A 19194-nucleotide genomic window follows, 5' to 3' on the forward strand; every position below is an offset into this window, starting at 1 on the left:
GTGGCAAATCCCTAAAGGGGGCAGAGTATGCCTGGCGTAGGCGTAGAGCAGGAAAAACAAACGGCGCAAAGCGCCATGGAAATCAGCGTGAGCCGGCAGGAATTGCTGCGCGAGCTAACGGCTACCCAGAGCGTGGTTGAACGCAAAACGACGATTCCCATTCTTTCGAACTTTTTGATTGAAGCTGCGGATGACAAGCTGATTATTACCGGTACGGATCTAGACCAGAGCATGAAGACTTCATGCCCGGCGAAGGTCAAGAAGCCCGGTGCGTGCACAATTCCGGCTCGCAAGCTCTATGACTACATCAAGTTGCTCGGTGATGGAGACATTTCCATTAAGCTGCTCGAAAACCACTGGGTTCAGATCCGCGCCGGGCGTTCGAATACGAAGATGGTTGGAATGGCGCGCGCCAACTTTCCCCAAGTGCCGGAGTTTCCGGAAAGCAGCGTCACGAAGATACCCACCTCCTCGTTAAAGAATCTGATCTCGAAGACGATATTCGCCATATCGAACGAGGAATCACGGTACACGTTGAACGGTGCCCTTCTGGTTTTCAAGGCCGAAAGCCTGACAATGGTGGCCACCGACGGTCACCGTCTCGCGCACATTGAAAAGTCGGGCGAGAGTCTTTCGAATATCAGTGGAGAGAAGAAGACGCTGATTCCACGTAAGGCGCTGGCTGAACTTCAGTCGTTGCTGGCCAACAGCGACGAAGAGTATCTCGAGTTTGCTGATGATGATCAAACGCTCTTCTTCCGCATCGGCCACCGCACGCTGACCAGTCGTAAGTTGACAGGCCAGTTCCCGAATTATGAGGCTGTGATGCCTCGCGACAACAACAAGTTCGTCGTCGTACGGAGCGAAGATTTAAACGCCTCGATTCAGCGTGTGGCGCAATTTGCCGATGAGCGCTCGGGGGCAATCAAGATTCGTATCGAGCAAAATGAGCTCAAGATTTCGTCTTCATCGACGGATTCAGGCGAATCGGAAGACGTGATTGAGACTCCTTACAATTTCGACGCGATCGTAGTCGGATTCAATTCCGCCTATCTCTTGGACTTTCTAAAGGCGACGGGAAATGCCGGCGAGGTTCGGTTGGAGTTCAAGGACGCGCAATCAGCTGGGCAGATGCGCCCTGAAGATGGCGCGGATGACTACAAATATCGCTATATCATCATGCCCATGCGCATCTGATCATCGCCGTATTCGGGCGGCAATGATATGATAGTTCTCAATTTCCCGTCTTGCCTTGGGTCGACCGAGCCGAAATTCTGAATATGCGCGCGAAACGTTGCTGGGGTCAGACCCTCGCTTTTTTCAACGCTTTTCGTCCTAGACACCTTCTGACGGCCAACAGATCCGGTGCAACGGATCACGACCGGTTCTTCGCCGCGGCAGAGTGCACTCTGGACGACTTCTACATATTCGACAGTATCCCCGATGCAACGGGAGCCATTGTCGACTTCAGCTTCAGCTACATCAACCCTAACGCTGAGCGGCGGCTCGGCGTACCCCGCGAAGCCCTTTACGGCAAAATCCTCACCGAAGTTCGGCCGTTCATGATCAAATCCGGCCTCATCCACAAATACCGTGAAGTCGTCCGCACCGGCATTCCTTATACCTGCGAAGTATTCATCGACGACGAGATGATCAAAGGTACCTGGCTCAACGTCCAGGTCGTCCGGCTTGGCACTGGCATCGCCATCACCAGCCGCGACGTCACCGAGCACCGCCGGCGCTCCGATCACGTCAACTATCTCGCGCATCACGACCACCTGACTGGCCTCGCCAACCGTATGCTGCTCCACGAGCGTCTCCGCTTGGCGATCCTCCGTGCGCAGAATCACGACCAAAAGGTTGCCATCTTCCTCGTTGACATCGATTACTTCAAACAGATCAATGACTCGCTCGGCCACGCCGACGGCGACGTCCTCCTTGCGACCGTCGGTCAGCGCCTATTATCGTCTGTGCGCGAGTCTGATACCGTGGCGCGTATGGGTGGAGACGAGTTCGTCATCGTGATGCCCGAATTCCGCACTACGGAAAACGTTGAGCACTGCGCTCAGCAAATTATGCGCAACGCCTCCCAGCCCATGGCGATTAGCGGTCGGGAAGTCAGCCTTACTCTTAGCATCGGCATCTCTATTTTTCCGGAGGGCGGCCGCACCCCCGAAGAACTCCTCCGCAACGCAGACACCGCCATGTACACCGTGAAAGACACAGGCCGCAATAGCCTCTGCGTTTTCAACGAAAGCCCGCTGGTAGCGCGCCTTACCCCGCCTGACCTACGCGCCCCTATTCTTCTGTGAAGGAAAGACGCAGGATATGTCTCGCGCTTAGTAGATGTGAATAGTTTGGGACTGGCAAAACTGGGCTTTTAGCGCACAAAATTCCAATTTATTTTGAGGGAAGAAAAGGGAATCACTTTTCCTCGGGAAACGAAAGGCCCGGATGATCTCCGGGCCTTTTGTTATGAATGGAACTGTTTAACGCTGGGGATGTTCTTCGCCATGAGGTTTACTCTCACGAGGTTGGGCCTCAGACTTTGGCTGCTCGTGAGGTTGGGCCTCAGGCTTTGGTTGGGGTGCAGGACGAGCCTGCGGTTGCGCGTGCTGCTCTGGTCGAGGCTGGGACGCGTAGTGCGCCTGTTGCTGTGGTTCTGGTTTCGATTGCTTTGGTTGCGGAGCAAGACGCGACTCCGATTGGGCATGTTGCTGTTGTTCAGACTCGGGCCGAGGCTGTGCAGTGCCGTGTGCTTGTTGCGGAGCAGGCCGAGGCTGTGCCTGTGGTTCTGGTCTGGTCTCGGGCCGAGCTGTAGAGGTTTCAGGATGCTGCGGTTGCGGTGCAGGCCGGGCTTCAGGAGCGGGACGAGGCTCTGTGCGCGCCGTGCTCTCTGGCCTATTCGTTGGAGTTGGATGGGCCTCGGGCACTGGTCGAGCCGCAGCGTTGGTTGGTCTTGAAGTAGTGGCTGGGTGATTTTCAGGTGCTGGCCGTGTCTCGGGTCGGGTTGCAGCACTATTGGTTGCATGATTCTCAGGCGTCGGACGAGTTTCGGGTCTCGCTGCGACGTTGTTCGCAGGAGCGGCGACAGGTCTGGCAGCTACAGCATTGCGATGGAAGTCGTTGACCGAAGCTGCCGGTCTGGCAACTGCGGCGGTTGCAGGAACGCCATGATTGCTTTTATAGAAGTTTCCACGATCTTCCCTTGCGACATTCTGGTGCGTTACTTGTGCATTGACAGGGCCCATGCGGCGTTCTCTTAGGGCCGTTTCTTCTACAGCCGTTGGACGCGCCGTGATTCCACCGTGGCCGCCGTTGTAGCTTACGCGATTCACGGTCACATTGTTGATGACGGTCTTATTGACATACACATTGCGGATGACAGTCGTGTTCACGTGGCTGACAGCGGTGTTGTAGTAAAAGCTGTTTCCACGCCAGTACCCACCTTCATAGCCGTTCCCGTAATAGCCGAATCCGTAATTTACGCCGCCATAAAAGCCGATGTGCGGGCCCCAGTAGCCAGCGTTCCAGATATAGCCACCATTGCCCCAACCCCACCAGCCAGGCGTCCACAGCAAGCCTTCTGCAGGGGCGAGTACCCAAGTTCCGGGAACCCAGTAATAGTCATCACCGTTCCAGCCCCAGTAACCTGGAGTCCAGATGTAATTCGCTCCAGGGCAAATAGGTTGGTCATAAACCGGAAGGACCGGAGGGGCAACATTTACCGCGACTCCGATACTCACTTGTGCGAATGACGCAGCGGGTAGGCTCATCAGCAATGCTGTGAGAATGAAGACTTGTAAAAGACGTCTGACCTTCATGGGTATACCTTGCCGTCTTTTCCTTCGTTTCCCTGGCTGCCATCCGCAGGTTTCGAGGAGCGACGACCTTTTCTCTTCGTGCTTGCTCCATGGGCCCCTCAACCCACAGATATTTGTGACACGTTCAGTCGGAAGATGTTGTGGGTGGATTCGGTTGCTTAGACTGAGAGATGACTTTTGCGATAGGAATCAAATTGCTCTATCTATTGGATTTGAAAAGCAATTCGTCGGCGAAATAAAACCGAGGCAAGAAGGGTAAATACAGGCAACCAATTTCATTCAAAGCTCAGCATGCTGCGGAATAGGGGCGGTTAATCCGGCAGCGTCGACAGTAGCCTTCACCATCGCCTCGAATCCCATGCACGAATTCAACATCAGGTGATAGAGGCGATAATCGGTCCACTCACGATTGTAGAAGCGACGAACGTATGCGGCACGACGTTTGTCCGTTGCCAGGATTTCCTGCTCCGCTTCTTTCGCGTGCTGAGGAAAGTTCTTTGCGAACCACTCCATTTTGCGCTTCATCGACGCGTGCACGAAGACGTGAAAAACTCCCGGCGTGGTGAGAAGCGCACTCGTGGCGCCTCGTCCGACAATTACGCAGTGGCCAGTCTTCACCTGTTGCTGCAGATAGTCACGAACGAATTCGACCATACGCTCTGCATCGAAAATATCCGGGTCGGCGGTAGCCGGCAGTCGCTCGATTGAGCCGTGCCAAAATGCCTTTCCGACGCGGTAGTACCAGGGATCGAGCCGTTCATCGCAGCTTTCGGCAAGCTTCTTCGTGATGCCGGCTTTTACCGCAATCTCATCGATGAGGCACTGATCCACGAGCTTCCATTGTAGGTAGTGCGCAAGATGATGAGCGAATTCCGCCCCCTGACTTCCATACTCGCGTTCCACGGTAATGACCCGGATCATAACGTGCCCTCGCATTGCGTGTCGTATCGTAGCACTGGTTTTATGGGCCGTCCATAGTACCGTTCAGGCTCGAAGTTCAACCACGGTCGCTCCGGCGCCCCCCTCTGCCTGGCTCGGCTCACTTATTGAGGCGACGTGAGGATGGCGTTCCAGCATAGACCGCAGCGCACGCCTCAGAATACCCATCCCTGTGCCGTGTACGATGCGGATACGAGGCAGCCCCGCTAAATATGCGCGATCCAGAAACTTCTCGACCTCGTCGGTAGCTTCATCCACTGTCTTGCCGATGAGATTGATCTCTGCGCGTAGTTCCGGGTCGGGTTCGGCGACGGATACCGAAACGCCGCGTCTCCGGGCGGCGTCAATCGGGCTGGATCGGACAGGGATGACTTCGGCAATCTCGTCACGGGCTACGCGCATTTTCATCGGACCGATCGCTATCTCAAATATATTTGTGTCGATCTCGCGTTGGACGACTCCTGTGCGGCCCAGCGTTCGCAGTTTGACCGTGTCGCCGACAGAGATGTTGCGAATCACATGGGGATGCGCGTGTTGGTCGCCTTTGTCCGCGCCAGTCTTGTCCGCAACTACGGCGGAGTTGAAGCTCTCCTGAAATTCACGGCGTAGACGCGCGATTCGCTGTTCAGCATGTTTGGACAGCTTCTGCTGCGCCGCGCGGTCGTCGATGGCGCGCACCGTTTCGCGTGCCTGATATTCGAAGTCCTTGAGCAGTGAGTGCAGCTTCTGCTCCAGTTCTCGAACCTTTGCACGCCACTCCTTCATGCCTTCGGTGGCGAGGCGATTGCGTTCGCGCGCGACTTCCTGTTCCAGTAGCTGTACGCGGCGGCGCTCCTCGCCCAGCTCTTCGAGTTGCGCGTGCAGGCGATCGAGAAAGCTGGCGATGTCCCGTGTTTGCGTATTGAGTTGGGATCGAGCAGCAGTGACGATCTCCGGGTCGAGGCCGAGTCGCTGCGCGATGTTGATGCCTGCTGACGCGCCCGGCACGCCGAGACGCAGTGCGTAAGTTGGCGAGAGTGTGTGCTCGTCGAAACCCACGGCAGCGTTTCTTACGCCGGCATGATTGGCTGCGTAGACCTTCAAAGATGTGAGATGTGTCGAGATGATCGACCATGCCTGAGAGCGAAGAAAGTGCTCAGCGATCGCCACGGCGAGCGCTGCTCCCTCTTCAGGGTCAGTAGCCGACCCGAGTTCGTCCAGCAATACCAGAGATCCGGAATTGGCGATCTGCGCGATGCGGTTCAGATTGACGATGTGCGCAGAAAAGGTCGATAGATTTCGCTCGATCGATTGCGAATCCCCGATGTCCGCGAGGATATTTTCGAAGACAGGGAAGACTGCTTCTTCTGCTGGTACTGGAACGCCAGCTTGCGCCATGATTGAGAGCAATCCCGCGGTTTTGAGCGAAACTGTCTTGCCGCCGGTGTTTGGCCCGCTGATGATCAGTTGACGTTCATCGCTGGAAAGTCCCAGCGTTAAAGGCACAATCGTTCCGCCGCTGTTCCGTAAACGCTTTTCGAGCAGCGGGTGCCGTGCCTGCTTCAATTCGAAGTCAGCCGAAACTGCGTCGCTGAAGCGAGGCCGCACGGATTGGAATTCCAGCGCAAAACGCGCACGTACCAGCAGGGATTCAACCTCTGCCAGCACGGCAGCGCCTTCGCCGATGATCGACCCATATCCCGCGATCTGTCTTGTCATTGCCAGAAAGATGCGGTGTATCTCTGCCTGTTCGTCTTCGAGCAGCCGTACCAGCTCGTTGTTCAGCTCAATGGTTTCGAGGGGTTCGAGATAGACGGTCTGGCCGCTGGAGCTGGCGCCGTGAATCACGCCCTGCACGCGTCGTTTAAGCTCGCTCTTTACCGGAATTACGAACCGCTCTCCGCGTATTGTGATCAGGTCATCCTGTGTACTGCCGCCCTCTGAGAGACGGCGCAGCGCAGAGCGAAGGCTGTCCTCAATAGCGCGCTGTTGCCGCTCCATTTCACGGCGAATGCGACGCAATTCTGGGGAAGCATCGTCTGTGAGCGTGCCATCGGGAAGAATCTTGGTACGTAGCGATTCGACTAACGGCCGGAGATCGGTCGTGAACAATGCCGCTGAAAGAGCGTTGAGCTCGGGAATTCGATCCTGCACGCGCTCAGGCGGCACCCGGAGAAGTGAAGTCCAGCCGGAGATATCGTCGGCCAGATTCATCAGATCGCGAATCTCCTCGGCCTCAAGCGCAGCCCCCTCAATGCGGGATTTATCGAGCAGGCTAATTGGATCGAAGAGTGACCCCAACCCTGGCTGTGCACCTTCGTTGAGGAGCAGCCGCATTTCGTCGACCAGGGAATGCTGCCGATCAAGCCATGCGCGGTCTGTGGACGGGCGCAAATTGAGGATCCATTGTTTTCCGATGGTGGAAACCGAATACCCGGACAACAGGGCAAGAAATTTGTCCCATTCCAGTACAGAGCGGCTGCAATCCTCCATGGGAAATGGGGTGGACTTCGCTAACGGCATGAAAATATGGTACCTGCGATTCGGCAGTTGCGATTCGCGGAACCGGATGGGGATTTCGTGCGTAGCAACTGGAAAGGGGGATTTCAATAATGTTTTGCAGCGGATGCGGCCAAGCAATGCAAGCTTTTGAGCAGGTCTGCCCCAAATGCGGGCGCCCTGTGCCACCCACGCCGCTTGCGCGCCCTCAGATGTACTCCCGTGTGCAACGGCATGTGCAGACGGTCGCGATTCTCTGGATGGTATGGGCCGCGTGGAGCGTTGTGGGCTGGCTCATCGCGTTGCCGTTCGTCGCTGGCGTATTTGGTGGCTGGGGAGTTTGGGGGCACGGAAGCCATCATTACTACACTTTCGGGCCGGGATTTCCTTTTCCCAACACAATGTGGATACCAGGCTTCATCACTGCGTTGGTCTTTGGACGCGCCCTGCTGGCTTTCATCACAGGAATTGGCCTGTTGCGCCGTGCAACCTGGGCCCGGACGCTCGGCATCGTGACCGCATTCCTCACTCTCATCAAACCGCTAACAGGCACCGCACTTTCCATCTACACGTTGTGGGTTCTGTTGCCTGCCCCGTCGGGGCAGGAATATGAGCAGATAGCCGTACCCTAAAATAAAGGCATGGAATACCCGATTACTCGGCTGCGTCGACTGCGGTCAAGCGAGCCGATGCGCTCCCTTGTGCGCGAGACAAGTCTAGATCCCTCAGCATTCATTTATCCATTGTTTATCTGCCCTGGTGAGGGCGTGCGGAATGAGATTGGCTCTATGCCGGGCATCTTCAACCTTTCAGTAGATGAGGCTTTGCGGGAAGCAGAAACTGCTGCCTCACTTGGAATCGGTGGGTTGCTGCTCTTCGGCCTTCCGGAAACCAAAGATGACGAAGGAGCGGGCGCCTGGGCCGACGATGGGATCGTGCAGCGTGCGTTGCGGGAGTTCAAAAAGAGCGCGGCTCTTAAGAAGCTGCTTTTGATCGCGGATGTATGTCTCTGCGAATACACGTCGCATGGACATTGCGGCATGGTGAGGAAGCAAGGCGATTCGTACGAAATCGAAAATGATTCAAGCGTACGGCTGATCGCACGCACGGCGCTTTCATTGGCTACGGCTGGAGCCGATATCGTCGCCCCGAGCGACATGATGGATGGCCGTGTTGCCGCGATCCGGGATGAGCTGGACGAGGAAGGCATGGAGCAGACCCCAGTGCTCTCCTATGCCTCGAAATTTGCTTCCGCTTTTTATGGACCCTTCCGCGAAGCCGCCGATTCCGCGCCGCAGTTCGGAGATCGCCGCAGTTACCAGATGGATGGCGGGAATCTGCGCGAGGCCATGCGCGAGATCGAGCTGGATTTGACGGAAGGCGCTGACATGATCCTGATGAAACCGGCGATGCCATATCTCGATGTCATCCGTGCGGCACGCGAACGATTCGATGTGCCCATCGGCGCCTATCAGGTTTCCGGCGAATACTCCATGCTGCACGCAGCATTTGCCAAGGGTTGGTTGGAGCCGCAACGGGCCATGATGGAATCCCTGATTTCCATCCGGCGTGCCGGCGCGGGCTTCATCGTAACGTACTTCGCAAGAGACGCTGCCAAGGTACTCGGCTGAGCGCCCTGCATCTTCCAGCGAATTCGAACATCTCTCATTAGGAAGCGATTCACCGCGTACAATGAAATGTTTGGGTTAAACGGCTTTCGTCCTTAACCCATCGAGCACTCTCTTGAACGGAGCATACCTTTGGCAGAAACAACATATGACATTGCAATAATCGGCGGCGGTCCGGCTGGATATACATGCGCCATCCGCGCAGGGCAGTTCGGGCTGAAGGTCGTCCTGATTGAAAAGGCAGAGAAGCTGGGTGGAACCTGCCTGCATGTAGGCTGCATTCCAACGAAAGCGCTGCTATTCAATGCTGAGGTCTATGACCACTTGAAGCATGCCAAAGACTACGGAATTGAGTTAGCCGGCGAGGCCAAGCTGAACTGGAAAACTATTCTGGATCGTAAAAATCAGATCGTCACCAAACATACCAAGGGTCTTGATTTCCTGATGCGGAAGAACAAGGTGACGGTGATCCCTGGTTTTGGACGTGTGACCGGTCCGGCCAAAGACGGTGTCCACAGCATCGAAGTAACCGATGCCTCGGGAAAAACGAGCCCGGTCAAGACCAAGAATGTTGTTCTTGCAACCGGCTCGGATGCTCGCATGCTTTCGGAACTGACGGCCGACGACAAGATCCTCACGAACATCGAAATTCTCTCTATCAATGCGATCCCGAAATCACTGGTGGTGATCGGTGCAGGTGCAGTCGGCGTGGAGTTTGCATCGATCTTTCGCAGCTTCGGCTCGGAAATCACACTCGTCGAGTATTTGCCGCGGCTGGTCCCAGTCGAGGATGAAGAGATTAGCAAAGAGTTAGCGCGCACCTTCCGCAAGCGTGGAATTGATACCCATACTGGCGCAAAGGTCGAGAAGGTAGAAAAGACGAAGACGGGCGTTAAGGTCACGTTCACCGCTTCCGACGGCAAGCAGGTAGTAAAGGAAGCCGAGACGGTTCTTGTGGCAGTAGGACGAGCGCCACGCACAGAGGGGATAGGTCTGGAGAAGACAAAGATCACGCCGGAAAGAGGCTTCATCAAGACGAACGAGTGGATGCAGACCGAAGAGCCCGGGATTTATGCGATTGGCGATATCGTCGCTGGATTGCCCCAACTGGCCCACTCCGGCTCAATGGCAGGAATGGTGGTCGCGGCAAAAATCGCAGGAAAGTACGCGCGGCCGATTATCCGTCAGCGCGTTCCAGCATGCACATATACGGAACCTCAGATCGGTAGTGTCGGTCTGACCGAAGCCCAGGCCAAGGAAGCAGGACACACGCCAAAAGTTGGCAAGTTCCCGTTCACAGCCAATTCCAAGGCATCGATCGTCGATTCGCATGAGGGCTTCGTCAAAGTCGTCAGCGATGCGAAATATGGCGAGATTCTTGGAGTGCACATCATTGGGCCTCAGGCAACAGAACTGATTGCGGAGGCCGTCACAGCGATCGAGCTTGAAGCAACAGTCGATGACATGCTGTACATGATTCATGCGCATCCAACTCTTGCTGAAGCCATGCTGGATGGCTTCGGCAGTGTTGAAGGCCTGGCGATCAACGTATAACACCGTTTTGAAACGAAGCCCGGCATAAGCTGGGCTTCTCGCTTTTGATGAAATGGTTCTTTCTGTTCTCTATCTCGGACGTCTCGATTACGCTACCGGTCTCGCACTCCAAAAAACGCTGGTTGGGCTGAGACATCAGCAGCGCATTGGCAACGTTCTATTGTTGCTGGAACATCCTCCTGTGCTCACGCTGGGGAGGAATTCCAACCGCTCGAACATTCTCGCAAGCGACGAACTGTTGACGGCACGTGGCGTGGAAGTGCACGAAATCAACCGCGGCGGAGACGTCACCTATCACGGGCCAGGACAACTAGTCGGCTATCCTATTCTCGACCTGCGCAGCTTTAGTCCCCGCGTCGGTGCAGTTGACTACGTCCGTAAGCTCGAAGAGGTTTTGATCCGTGCATGTGGTGAATTCGGCGTCCCTGCGCAACGCATCGCAGGTAGAACCGGGGTGTGGACCCTTGCCGGTGGTTCGATACGTGAAAGCAAGATTTCTGCCATCGGCGTTCACATCTCGCGTGGTATCACGTCGCACGGCTTCGCGCTCAATGTGACGACGGATTTGCGAGATTTCAATCTGATTGTTCCTTGCGGTATTGTCGATCGCGATGTGACGAGTCTTGAACGGGAATTGGATGCGTCGATCGATTTCGAAAAGGTGATGCACTCCGTTTCGCGGTATTTCGGACAAGTTTTCGATCATCAGACCCTCTGGCTGGAATCTCTCGACGATCTGCTGCCCAATCCAGCGAAGAGTCCGGCGCAAGACACTCCGTTATCGGTCCCGTCTGAGATCAAGCGTCTGCGGGATGTGAAGGAATCGCATTTCGCGTAAACTGAATCGTTTGGCCTCGTACGACCGCGGCTGGGAAATGTCGATTTATAATCGACATTTGCTCATAGTCATGTTCTCGCAACACGCCGGAAAGGGATTCCATGCCGACTGAAGTAATCATGCCCCAGATGGGCGAGTCGATTTTTGAAGGTACGATCACGAAATGGCTCAAGAAACCGGGTGATAACGTGCAGCGGGACGAGCCGCTATTTGAGATTTCGACCGACAAAGTCGACGCGGAGATTCCATCACCCGCCGCCGGCGTTCTTTCTGAGATCAAAATTCCTGAGGGAACGACCGTACAAATCAATACGGTCGTTGGTGTGATCAACGAGTCTGGTTCAGCAACGGCGTCAGCGCCTACTCCACAGCCAACAACACCCAAGGCGGAGGCACCGGCCCAAACTCCTGTCGCTTCGACACCAGCCGCACCTGCCGTTGGGGGGGCGGCAACGGATGTCATTATGCCGCAGATGGGCGAGTCAATCTTCGAAGGCACAATTACAAAGTGGCTGAAACAGGTCGGAGATTCCGTGCAGCGGGACGAGTCGCTATTTGAAATTTCGACCGACAAAGTCGACGCGGAGATTCCATCGCCTGCCGCCGGCGTTCTTTCTGAGATCAAAGTTCCGGCTGGAACTACGGTGCAGATCAATACCGTTGTCGGGGTCATTGGCGGTGCGGCTGGAACAGCCGCCACACCGGCAGTTCCTGCGCCTGCACCTGCAAAGACTGAAGCGGCTCCAGCCTCGACAGTAGAACCTCAGGAAGCTGCGGCAAGTGTCAGTGAAAACATGCGTTCGTCACCGCTCGTTCGCAAGATTGCCAAGGACAATAATCTTGATTTGAATCGGGTGGCGGGAAGTGGCGCTGGCGGCCGCATCACAAAAACGGATGTCCTCGGCTTTTTAGAGAAGCACGGAACTGGAACTACGGCGCCCGCCGCCGTGCCGGTCAGCGCTCCTGCGCCGCCGACAGTGGCTGCCAAGCCCGCTGCTTCTCCGGCAGCGCCAACTACTCCAGCCCTTCCCGGAGAGCTCGTGCCGCTGTCAAGAATGCGCGCGATTATTGCGCAGCGCATGATTGATTCCAAACGCACGAACGCACATGTGCATACGGTCTTCAAAATTGACTTCACCCGCATCGTCAAGATTCGCGAGAAGGAGAAGTCGAAATACGAACAGCGCAACGGCGTGAAGCTGACTTACATGCCGTTCATCTCACGCGCCGTGATTGCAACACTCCGCAAGATGCCCATTGTGAACGCGTCAATGGAAGGCGAAGCCATCCGCTATCACCAGAACATCAATCTGGGTATCGCGGTTGCGCTGGATTGGGGTCTGATTGTACCGGTGATCAAGCAGGCAGAAGAGCGCAGCTTCGTAGGCGTCGCGCGTGCGATAGCCGATCTCGCCGAACGCGCGCGCGGCAAGAAGTTAAAGCCGGATGAGGTTGGATCTGGCACCTTCACGATTACAAATCCAGGAATTTTCGGCGAGCAGTTCGGAACACCAATTATCAATCAGCCGGAGAGTGCCATTCTCGGCGTAGGTGGCCTTTTTAAAGAGCCCGCAGTTATTACCGATGACTCAGGAACCGACTCCATTGCGATTCGGCACATGATCCACCTCACGCTCGGCTTCGATCACCGCATCATCGATGGAGCCGATGCAGGTAGATTCATGGCAGAGGTAAAGAAGTATCTCGAAAACTGGAGCGAGGATATTGGTTAGTCCGAGGACAAGTAAGACGAAAGAAAGGCAGGCGCAAAGCCTGCCTTATTTCTTATAGTAATTCTTTTGCCTGTAGCACGCGTTCAATAGCCTCTTCTGGGCTTTCACCGACGGCGGAAAGGTGCCCCATCTTTCGGCCGGCTCTTGGCATGTGCTTCTCATACAAATGCAATCGCACGCCCGGCACGGACAGAGCCAGATCAAACCGCGGTTCATGTCCAAGCCAAAGTTCGCCCAACAAATTTGCTATTGCGGCAGGCTTTACGATTGACACATCGCCCAAGGGTAAATCGCAGACAGCACGTACAATTTGTTCGAACTGACTTGTCGTGCAGGCCCGCTCGCTGGCGTGATAACTGTTATGTGGTCGCGGCGCGAGTTCATTCACGAACAACTCGCCATTTCTCGTAAGAAACATCTCAACCGCAAGCAAGCCTTCGAGGCTCATTTCTACGGCGATACGACGCGCAATCTCTTGAGCTTTTTCTTCCAGTGAAATTGGCACTGAAGATGGTATGACACTCCACGCCAGAATCTGATGTTCGTGATGATTTGCAGCCGATGGATAGCTTTTCAGTTCGCCATTTGGAGAACGAGCCACCATCACTGAAATTTCTTTTTCAAGGTCTAGCGCCTTCTCAGCAATCGCGGGGCGATGCCCCAATAAGTTCCAGGCATCATGGGCAAGTGTCTCAGCTGACGAAGCAGTTTCGTCGAAGCCAATCTTCACCTGGCTGCGCCCGTCATATCCGCCACGCGCACTCTTTACAAAACAGCGACCTCCAAGTGCAACGATGGCTGTCTGCAGGTCGGCTTCCGTGTGGATGTTCCGAAACTCGCCGACAGGAAAATCATGATCCACGAGCCAGTTTTTCTGAAGAATGCGGTCCTGAATGATCTCCATCATTGCCACGCCAGGTCGTACGGGAGCGTACTTGGCTGCTGCCTGCAGGCTTGTCACTGCGATCTGTTCAATCTCGAGCGTAATGACATCGCAGCCGCGCGCGAGATCTGCTGCCGCGCGAGCGTCATCCCATGAACCTTCAAAACACGCATCAACAACGAATCTTGCCGGGCACGAAGGATCCGGGTCCATCACCTGGATACGATAACCAAGCGAGCGCGCTGCCATCGCAGTCATACGCCCAAGCTGGCCGCCACCGAGAATTCCAATGGTTGCGCCGGGAAGTATCGCGCTCACTGCGGCAACTCCTCAGCCAGCACTTCCTCTTTGCGGGCAGCTCGCCATACGCGGAGCCGTTCACGTAGATTGTGATCTGTTGTGGCCAGCATCTCTGCAGCAAACAAAGCGGCATTCGCTGCACCAGGTTTGCCAATGGCCAGCGTCCCCACAGGCACGCCCTTTGGCATCTGAACAATTGAAAGCAGCGAATCGATGCCATTGAGCATCGTTGCTGGGACAGGCACGCCAAGTACCGGGACCAGCGTCTTCGCAGCAAGCATGCCAGGTAGGTGCGCCGCGCCACCTGCGCCCGCGATAATCACACGCAACCCGCGCGCTTCCGCCTGTTCTGCGTAAGTGAAAAGCAAGTCGGGAGTGCGGTGCGCGGAAACAACTCGCACTTCATAGGGAATAGAGAACTCTTTCAGCAGGTCGACGGCATGTTTGAGAACCTCAAAGTCACTCTTACTGCCCATCACCACGCCGACAAGCGGGGCGTGCTCCATGAATGTGATTATAGTGCCTTTCAATCAAGCATCATCTTGAGCAGCCCAACCTGTGCGAGTGCGTCTTGCCCGATCGTTTACAGTTTGATGCCAAGTGATCCGGCAAACTGAACCATCGCCGGCCACACGGCTTTGAGATCCTGAATGGTCGCTATATCCAGCGAGAAGTTCAGCGGATTGGTGACGACGCCATTGACATCGCCAAGCGCTTTTGCAACAGTGCCTAAAAGCACACCGAGCCCAGCAACCACACTGGGTTCCGCCTTATTGCTTGCCACCATGGCCCCGCTCACGAATTTAAGAACATCTTCTGCGGCAACTTCGATGCCGTGTTCGATTCCAAGAAGGATGTTTGCCACGTTATTCGGTCTCCTTATTTGAATTGCGTGTTTGCTGTTGTTCTGGTGCAGGTTCAGGCGAAGTCTGCCTTAGAGCCCTATCCAGGTTTGCTGCCAGAAGATGGGTAAAACGATAGAGCCAACCGTAGAAACCGCTGGCTTCCGTTCTAGGTGGACCCATTGCGCTCACCGCAGCTGAGAAAACCCAAAGTGCCCCAGCCCCGGTCCAAAAGGATTGGGCTGAGCTGCTCGGCCAGAGGATCGCATGCATGAAGTTCATCATTGGTTCATCCTGATTTTCATTTTGGAAACAATAGAATTGCGTTGCGGCTGGGACCGCCACAGACGTACTCATTCCGGAAATGTCCGCTACATTGGTACGTTGACGAAGATCGCGCTCGAGAATCGCGAGTAGTTTGGTGGAGTCGATCCGTCATACATACGCACGTAGTACTGTTCCGTTACGGCTTCGCGAGGAATTGTGAAACTGCTAACCGGGCTCCGCAATACAAGGTCAGAGTCAGTTCCCGGTCCAAACGACCAGTCCCTTCTTCTCACCTCAAATCCCCCTCCAGAAGGAGCCGTCACACCTGCATTCACCTGGAGCGTACTCGCAGTGATCGACGAGGGACTAAGGGTCAGCAGGTTCGCCAAGGGCTCAACCGTTCGCGGCTGTAGCGGCAGCCAGGTATCGGCCGGCACCGCGGAGGAGGTTTTGATTGCGAGTGCGTCGGCCCAGTCGTTGGCGAAGTGAATCGTGTATTTATTCATCTGCGGCGACGAGTTGGAAACCTCTATTTGCACGCCGCGTACGACCAGATTTGCGCTCAAATTTGCCGATGGAGCAGTGACCGCGAGCAAATCGCCAGGCCAGATGTCGCCTTGCGTCTCCATGTTCCAGCCTGTATAGGTTCCTTTCCAGGCCGCTGCTCGACTTGACGATAAGGACAGCAACGCCAATGCTGCATTCTCGCAGTCCGCCGAACTGATGGGATGCGGACTCGTTACAGAGCCAATCCAGCGAGCGGTCGCGGGGAGCTGCGAAGAATTCTGCGGAGAGGTGGCAACGGCATTCGCCATGCGTGCCACAGCCCTGCGTTTTGTCCGATAGGAGACGAACACCTGTTCTCCCGCCTGCGGTACGTTGGTCGCATAAAAACGCAGCTTGCCTGTCCGTTCAATTTTGCAATCGGCCCCCTGGGCGGTGGTCCCTATCCGTTGCGTGATCATGTTGCTGCCGGGCGGGATACTCGTAACCCAGACGGGTCCTCCCTGTGTCATGTCCACGCTGCGAATGCTGCAGATTAGATTTGTGCTGTTCAATAACCCGAACGTGCAAATCGATGGTGTAATTGCCATGGCGCCGTCATAGAGGACAACGGGCGTACTATTTACCCCATTTGTCATGTCTTGTACTTCCAGCACCAGGTTCAAGCCGCAAGGAACAGCACTACTACCCCAAAGTTCTGTCCCCTCATCGCCCAAGGAATAGTAAGACTGCAGGACCCGCTGCATTTCTTTCGCATACAATCGCGTGCGCAGAGTGTAGATCTGTCCCGCGACTGGAGTGAAGGAACTGCCGGCCGCAAGCCCCGCGATCAAGGGGGAAATGCAGGTTGCTCCATTTGCCTGATGCACTTGGAATCCAGCGAGACAGTCTGCGGTATTGACATCACCGCCGTACAGACCGCTCAGAATTCCGGTGCTCCCTGCGCTGAGGACGAGCCCATTCGTTTCGATAACCAGAGAGCCGCCAAGCTCCAAATTGCCATTTGCACACAGAGTGGTTTCGCCATCAAGTCCGTTGCCGCCCACGCAGGTCAGCCCGTTTGACGTGAGTGAAATATGAGCGCCAGGATCTTGCAGTTGCCATAGCTGCGTATTAATTGACGGCGACTGAAAGAGATCCGCCAAAGGCTTTGTTTTGGAAGATGGTGGGAAGTATGGGTCCTCGGTTAGATCGAATAAGATCGTGGTTCCGTCACCTGCAAACACCTCTGTGACATAGGCACTCGGTTCATCCTCGCCGCAAACCGTTACATCATTCGCGAGCATTTTTATCATCGATGCCTGCAGTTTGTTTACTTGCAGTGTCCCGCTGTTTTCACTCAGTGAATGCGTGACATTGCCAATGGGGGTCATTGTCACGTCTCCTGACATAACCCGATACATATTCCGCGAACTTGAGGCCAGAGTCCCGACATTGCCAGACCAGCCTTTAGCAGGCTCCGGTGTAAACCGTCCGACCGTGCCCGCAGCTTGAGACGTGCTTAGAGAAAAGCGTGTGGGATCGACTATATTCGTCAACGTTCCGACCAGTTGTCCCGCTGGGAGGCCAAAACTCGACGTCATCAGAGCGAGCCCCTGCATGTCGAGCAGAACTTCATCGCTTACTGCGGACACCACGGCCTGGTATACGGGCCCGGCCATGCCTTCACCCACTAGCTCCAACGCGGGTTCGCTCGCAATGTAACCAGTAAACAGCACAACTCCGCCATCGTCGCTCACTACTACTCGTGCCAAGCGAAGAGGCACCGGCAGATTGACCGTTTGAGCAGCCAGCGCAAAGGTGCAAATGGATGGCTCATTCAATTGCCGCTCGATCCGCAGGGGCGTTTTCTGAATAACGGCACTCGTATAGTTCTGGTCACCTGTGCCATCTAGATTGTCGATCGTTAGGATCACTTGGTCTCCTTGGGGCTATATCAAGGTAGCGCTGCCCGGAATGAAGCTGCGGAAGCAGACCGTTAGTTCACCATCATTGCTGTCGGTCACCGGCAGCGCACGGAAGTTGGCATTTAATGCAGCCCTTTCGAGCGGCGCGGCCACGGCATCGGCACTTTCTTCAGATCCTTGCATCGCCTGCAACCGCGGATAGTGAAAGATCACGCGCTCTCCCTGCTCTCCGGGTAGAACGAACACTGCTGACCACTCCTGAAAAAAAGTCCCGCCTTCACGGTCGACAAAACCAACGATCGGCTGGACCTTCATGCCACTCAACGGGGTGCCAGCAAGCAGCGGCTGCGCGAGCTGCAATCCACCTGAAGTTACCTGTGCCACCCTCGCCACGTTAAAGCTCACTCGACGAATGTAGTCAGGATCATTGTTGATCGCGACTGAATTACGCACGTAAGCTGCTGATACACCGCTCCCGACAAAGCCTGCCTGCCCTGCGTAGTCGACATCGACGGTGACCAGGCAGCCAGCTGAGAACGGCCCGATGTCTGTTGTATTCAAAGCAATATTCGTGGCACTGGAACCAGCCTGCACACTGACTGCCGCAACCCCTTTTGCGCCAGATCCATTCGCAGCGCTTCCGCTCGCAGGCTGAATCAGGTTCATGTGCTGCGATCCGGCCGACAGCGCCATCGTCAGTTTGTTCCAGACCTTAAAGCGAAACGATACGGTCGCACCCGTCGCTTCACGGACCTGGTACTGCGCGACACTTGGCACGCCGACGTTCAGCGCACTGATCGAACCGGTTGACTTGCGAGCGAAATTTTCAGTCCAACCGAGATCGATCCAAGGCTCAGGCGGCGAATCTAGAGAAAACTGACCCATCTGAGATGGGTCGAATGTTGATGGAACTTGTTGCACTCGATTAACCGGAGCAAAGTACGCGCGCACCCGTCGATACATGGTAGGTAACGCGGAATAATTTGTAACCACGGATGTGCTCATAGTTCGCCGCGCTCCTGAAACGTAAAAACATTGATCTTCACAACTCGTGTCAGGCGCTCACGTTGCGTTGTCAAAGTCGAGAATTGTGGTTCTCCCCAGAAGACCTTCGTCGCCATCGTGGCAGTCGGCGTCTGTGTGAAATTCATCTTTGGCGCACAATTTGGGCTGAGAATACCTAGCAGTTCTGCATCCATTCCCTCAAGCGTCCGCCCTCGGTCAAGGCCAGCATTGGCTTCTGTGCCGCCGGTTGTGTAGTGGACCTCGCAAGTCATCTGCGCCAGGACGGACGGCAGTTGTACATCCACGTCGAGAGCGGTCCAACGCAACACAAAGGCGTCTGCCGGTAACTGCGCGACAGGCGCTTCTGCTTCTTCCATCAGAATGCCTGGTCTTTGCACACCTCGTAAAATGATCACGCGGTTCGGATTCAATGCGGCCAGACGATTACGTAGTGTCACATAAAAAGTGTCTTTTGCATTTTCCATACATGCC

At 55.4% G+C, this 19194-nt stretch carries 16 protein-coding genes; 7 read left to right on the forward strand and 9 right to left on the reverse strand.

Annotated elements, in window-relative coordinates; all coding sequences use genetic code 11:
- Positions 1–27: 27 nt before the first annotated feature.
- Positions 28–1197 (forward strand): DNA polymerase III subunit beta, encoded by a 1170-nt coding sequence (dnaN, locus tag H7849_RS21425; protein ID WP_251106393.1) that lies wholly within the window; start codon positions 28–30, stop codon positions 1195–1197.
- Between the two features lie 83 nt (positions 1198–1280).
- Positions 1281–2312 carry a sensor domain-containing diguanylate cyclase gene (locus H7849_RS21430; protein ID WP_186742376.1) on the forward strand — a complete coding sequence of 344 codons (1032 nt, stop codon included), beginning with the start codon at positions 1281–1283 and terminating at the stop codon, positions 2310–2312.
- A 177-nt stretch (positions 2313–2489) separates the two neighbouring features.
- Here the strand turns inward: H7849_RS21430 and H7849_RS26575 are convergent, their stop codons facing one another.
- The 3 genes from H7849_RS26575 to H7849_RS21445 form a co-directional block, all read right to left on the reverse strand.
- Positions 2490–3824, reverse strand: coding sequence for a YXWGXW repeat-containing protein (locus H7849_RS26575; protein ID WP_222439709.1), 1335 nt, complete (start codon positions 3822–3824; stop codon positions 2490–2492).
- A gap of 279 nt (positions 3825–4103) precedes the next feature.
- Complete coding sequence (locus H7849_RS21440; RefSeq protein ID WP_186742378.1) at positions 4104–4745, reverse strand: cytidylate kinase-like family protein; 642 nt, start codon at positions 4743–4745, stop codon at positions 4104–4106.
- A gap of 63 nt (positions 4746–4808) precedes the next feature.
- Positions 4809–7265: an endonuclease MutS2 gene (locus tag H7849_RS21445; RefSeq protein WP_186742380.1), complete on the reverse strand. Its 2457-nt coding sequence runs from the start codon at positions 7263–7265 to the stop codon at positions 4809–4811.
- Positions 7266–7381: 116 nt separating this feature from the next.
- Here H7849_RS21445 and H7849_RS21450 point away from each other — a divergent pair, with 116 nt between their 5' ends.
- The 5 genes from H7849_RS21450 (at position 7382) to sucB (ending at position 12994) form a co-directional block, all read left to right on the forward strand.
- Positions 7382–7873 carry a hypothetical protein gene (locus H7849_RS21450; RefSeq protein ID WP_186742382.1) on the forward strand — a complete coding sequence of 164 codons (492 nt, stop codon included), beginning with the start codon at positions 7382–7384 and terminating at the stop codon, positions 7871–7873.
- A 9-nt stretch (positions 7874–7882) separates the two neighbouring features.
- A complete protein-coding gene (gene hemB, locus H7849_RS21455) occupies positions 7883–8872 on the forward strand; it encodes a porphobilinogen synthase (protein ID WP_186742384.1) in 990 nt (329 codons plus the stop codon).
- A 129-nt stretch (positions 8873–9001) separates the two neighbouring features.
- On the forward strand, positions 9002–10423 hold the full coding sequence (lpdA, locus tag H7849_RS21460; protein ID WP_186742386.1) for a dihydrolipoyl dehydrogenase: 1422 nt from the start codon (positions 9002–9004) through the stop codon (positions 10421–10423).
- A gap of 52 nt (positions 10424–10475) precedes the next feature.
- Entirely contained in the window at positions 10476–11261 is a 786-nt protein-coding gene (gene lipB / locus H7849_RS21465; protein ID WP_186742388.1) for a lipoyl(octanoyl) transferase LipB, read from the forward strand.
- Positions 11262–11362: 101 nt separating this feature from the next.
- On the forward strand, positions 11363–12994 hold the full coding sequence (gene sucB, locus H7849_RS21470) for a 2-oxoglutarate dehydrogenase, E2 component, dihydrolipoamide succinyltransferase (RefSeq protein ID WP_186742390.1): 1632 nt from the start codon (positions 11363–11365) through the stop codon (positions 12992–12994).
- 52 nt (positions 12995–13046) lie between these two features.
- On the opposite strand, the gene purK is transcribed toward sucB, so the two are convergent.
- The 6 genes from purK to H7849_RS21500 form a co-directional block, all read right to left on the reverse strand.
- Positions 13047–14195 (reverse strand): 5-(carboxyamino)imidazole ribonucleotide synthase, encoded by a 1149-nt coding sequence (gene purK, locus H7849_RS21475; protein ID WP_186742392.1) that lies wholly within the window; start codon positions 14193–14195, stop codon positions 13047–13049.
- Positions 14192–14683, reverse strand: a complete 492-nt coding sequence (purE, locus tag H7849_RS21480; protein ID WP_186747724.1) for a 5-(carboxyamino)imidazole ribonucleotide mutase — start codon at positions 14681–14683, stop codon at positions 14192–14194. The genes purK and purE overlap by 4 nt, the downstream gene beginning before the upstream one ends.
- 77 nt (positions 14684–14760) lie before the next feature.
- On the reverse strand, positions 14761–15042 hold the full coding sequence (locus tag H7849_RS21485) for a hypothetical protein (protein ID WP_186742394.1): 282 nt from the start codon (positions 15040–15042) through the stop codon (positions 14761–14763).
- 348 nt (positions 15043–15390) lie between these two features.
- On the reverse strand, positions 15391–17706 hold the full coding sequence (locus H7849_RS21490; protein WP_186742396.1) for a hypothetical protein: 2316 nt from the start codon (positions 17704–17706) through the stop codon (positions 15391–15393).
- A 15-nt stretch (positions 17707–17721) separates the two neighbouring features.
- Positions 17722–18702 (reverse strand): hypothetical protein, encoded by a 981-nt coding sequence (locus H7849_RS21495; RefSeq protein WP_186742398.1) that lies wholly within the window; start codon positions 18700–18702, stop codon positions 17722–17724.
- The gene (locus tag H7849_RS21500; protein ID WP_186742400.1) at positions 18699–19187 is read right to left on the reverse strand and encodes a hypothetical protein; all 489 of its coding nucleotides are present in this window, start codon (positions 19185–19187) and stop codon (positions 18699–18701) included. Before H7849_RS21500 ends, H7849_RS21495 begins: the two co-directional genes overlap by 4 nt.
- Positions 19188–19194 lie beyond the last annotated feature (7 nt).

Origin of the sequence: Alloacidobacterium dinghuense (genome assembly GCF_014274465.1) — a bacterium.
GTDB classification, from domain to species: Bacteria; Acidobacteriota; Terriglobia; order Terriglobales; family Acidobacteriaceae; genus Alloacidobacterium; species Alloacidobacterium dinghuense.

Excerpts from the sequence above, each read along its gene's own strand:
- dnaN (WP_251106393.1), top strand. The coding sequence starts at position 28 with ATGCCTGGCGTAGGCGTAGAGCAGGAAAAACAAACGGCGCAAAGCGCC.
- H7849_RS21430 (WP_186742376.1), top strand. The coding sequence starts at position 1,281 with ATGCGCGCGAAACGTTGCTGGGGTCAGACCCTCGCTTTTTTCAACGCT.
- H7849_RS26575 (WP_222439709.1), bottom strand. The coding sequence starts at position 3,824 with ATGAAGGTCAGACGTCTTTTACAAGTCTTCATTCTCACAGCATTGCTG.
- H7849_RS21440 (WP_186742378.1), bottom strand. The coding sequence starts at position 4,745 with ATGATCCGGGTCATTACCGTGGAACGCGAGTATGGAAGTCAGGGGGCG.
- H7849_RS21445 (WP_186742380.1), bottom strand. The coding sequence starts at position 7,265 with ATGCCGTTAGCGAAGTCCACCCCATTTCCCATGGAGGATTGCAGCCGC.
- H7849_RS21450 (WP_186742382.1), top strand. The coding sequence starts at position 7,382 with ATGCAAGCTTTTGAGCAGGTCTGCCCCAAATGCGGGCGCCCTGTGCCA.
- hemB (WP_186742384.1), top strand. The coding sequence starts at position 7,883 with ATGGAATACCCGATTACTCGGCTGCGTCGACTGCGGTCAAGCGAGCCG.
- lipB (WP_186742388.1), top strand. The coding sequence starts at position 10,476 with ATGGTTCTTTCTGTTCTCTATCTCGGACGTCTCGATTACGCTACCGGT.
- sucB (WP_186742390.1), top strand. The coding sequence starts at position 11,363 with ATGCCGACTGAAGTAATCATGCCCCAGATGGGCGAGTCGATTTTTGAA.
- purE (WP_186747724.1), bottom strand. The coding sequence starts at position 14,683 with ATGGAGCACGCCCCGCTTGTCGGCGTGGTGATGGGCAGTAAGAGTGAC.
- H7849_RS21495 (WP_186742398.1), bottom strand. The coding sequence starts at position 18,702 with ATGAGCACATCCGTGGTTACAAATTATTCCGCGTTACCTACCATGTAT.
- H7849_RS21500 (WP_186742400.1), bottom strand. The coding sequence starts at position 19,187 with ATGGAAAATGCAAAAGACACTTTTTATGTGACACTACGTAATCGTCTG.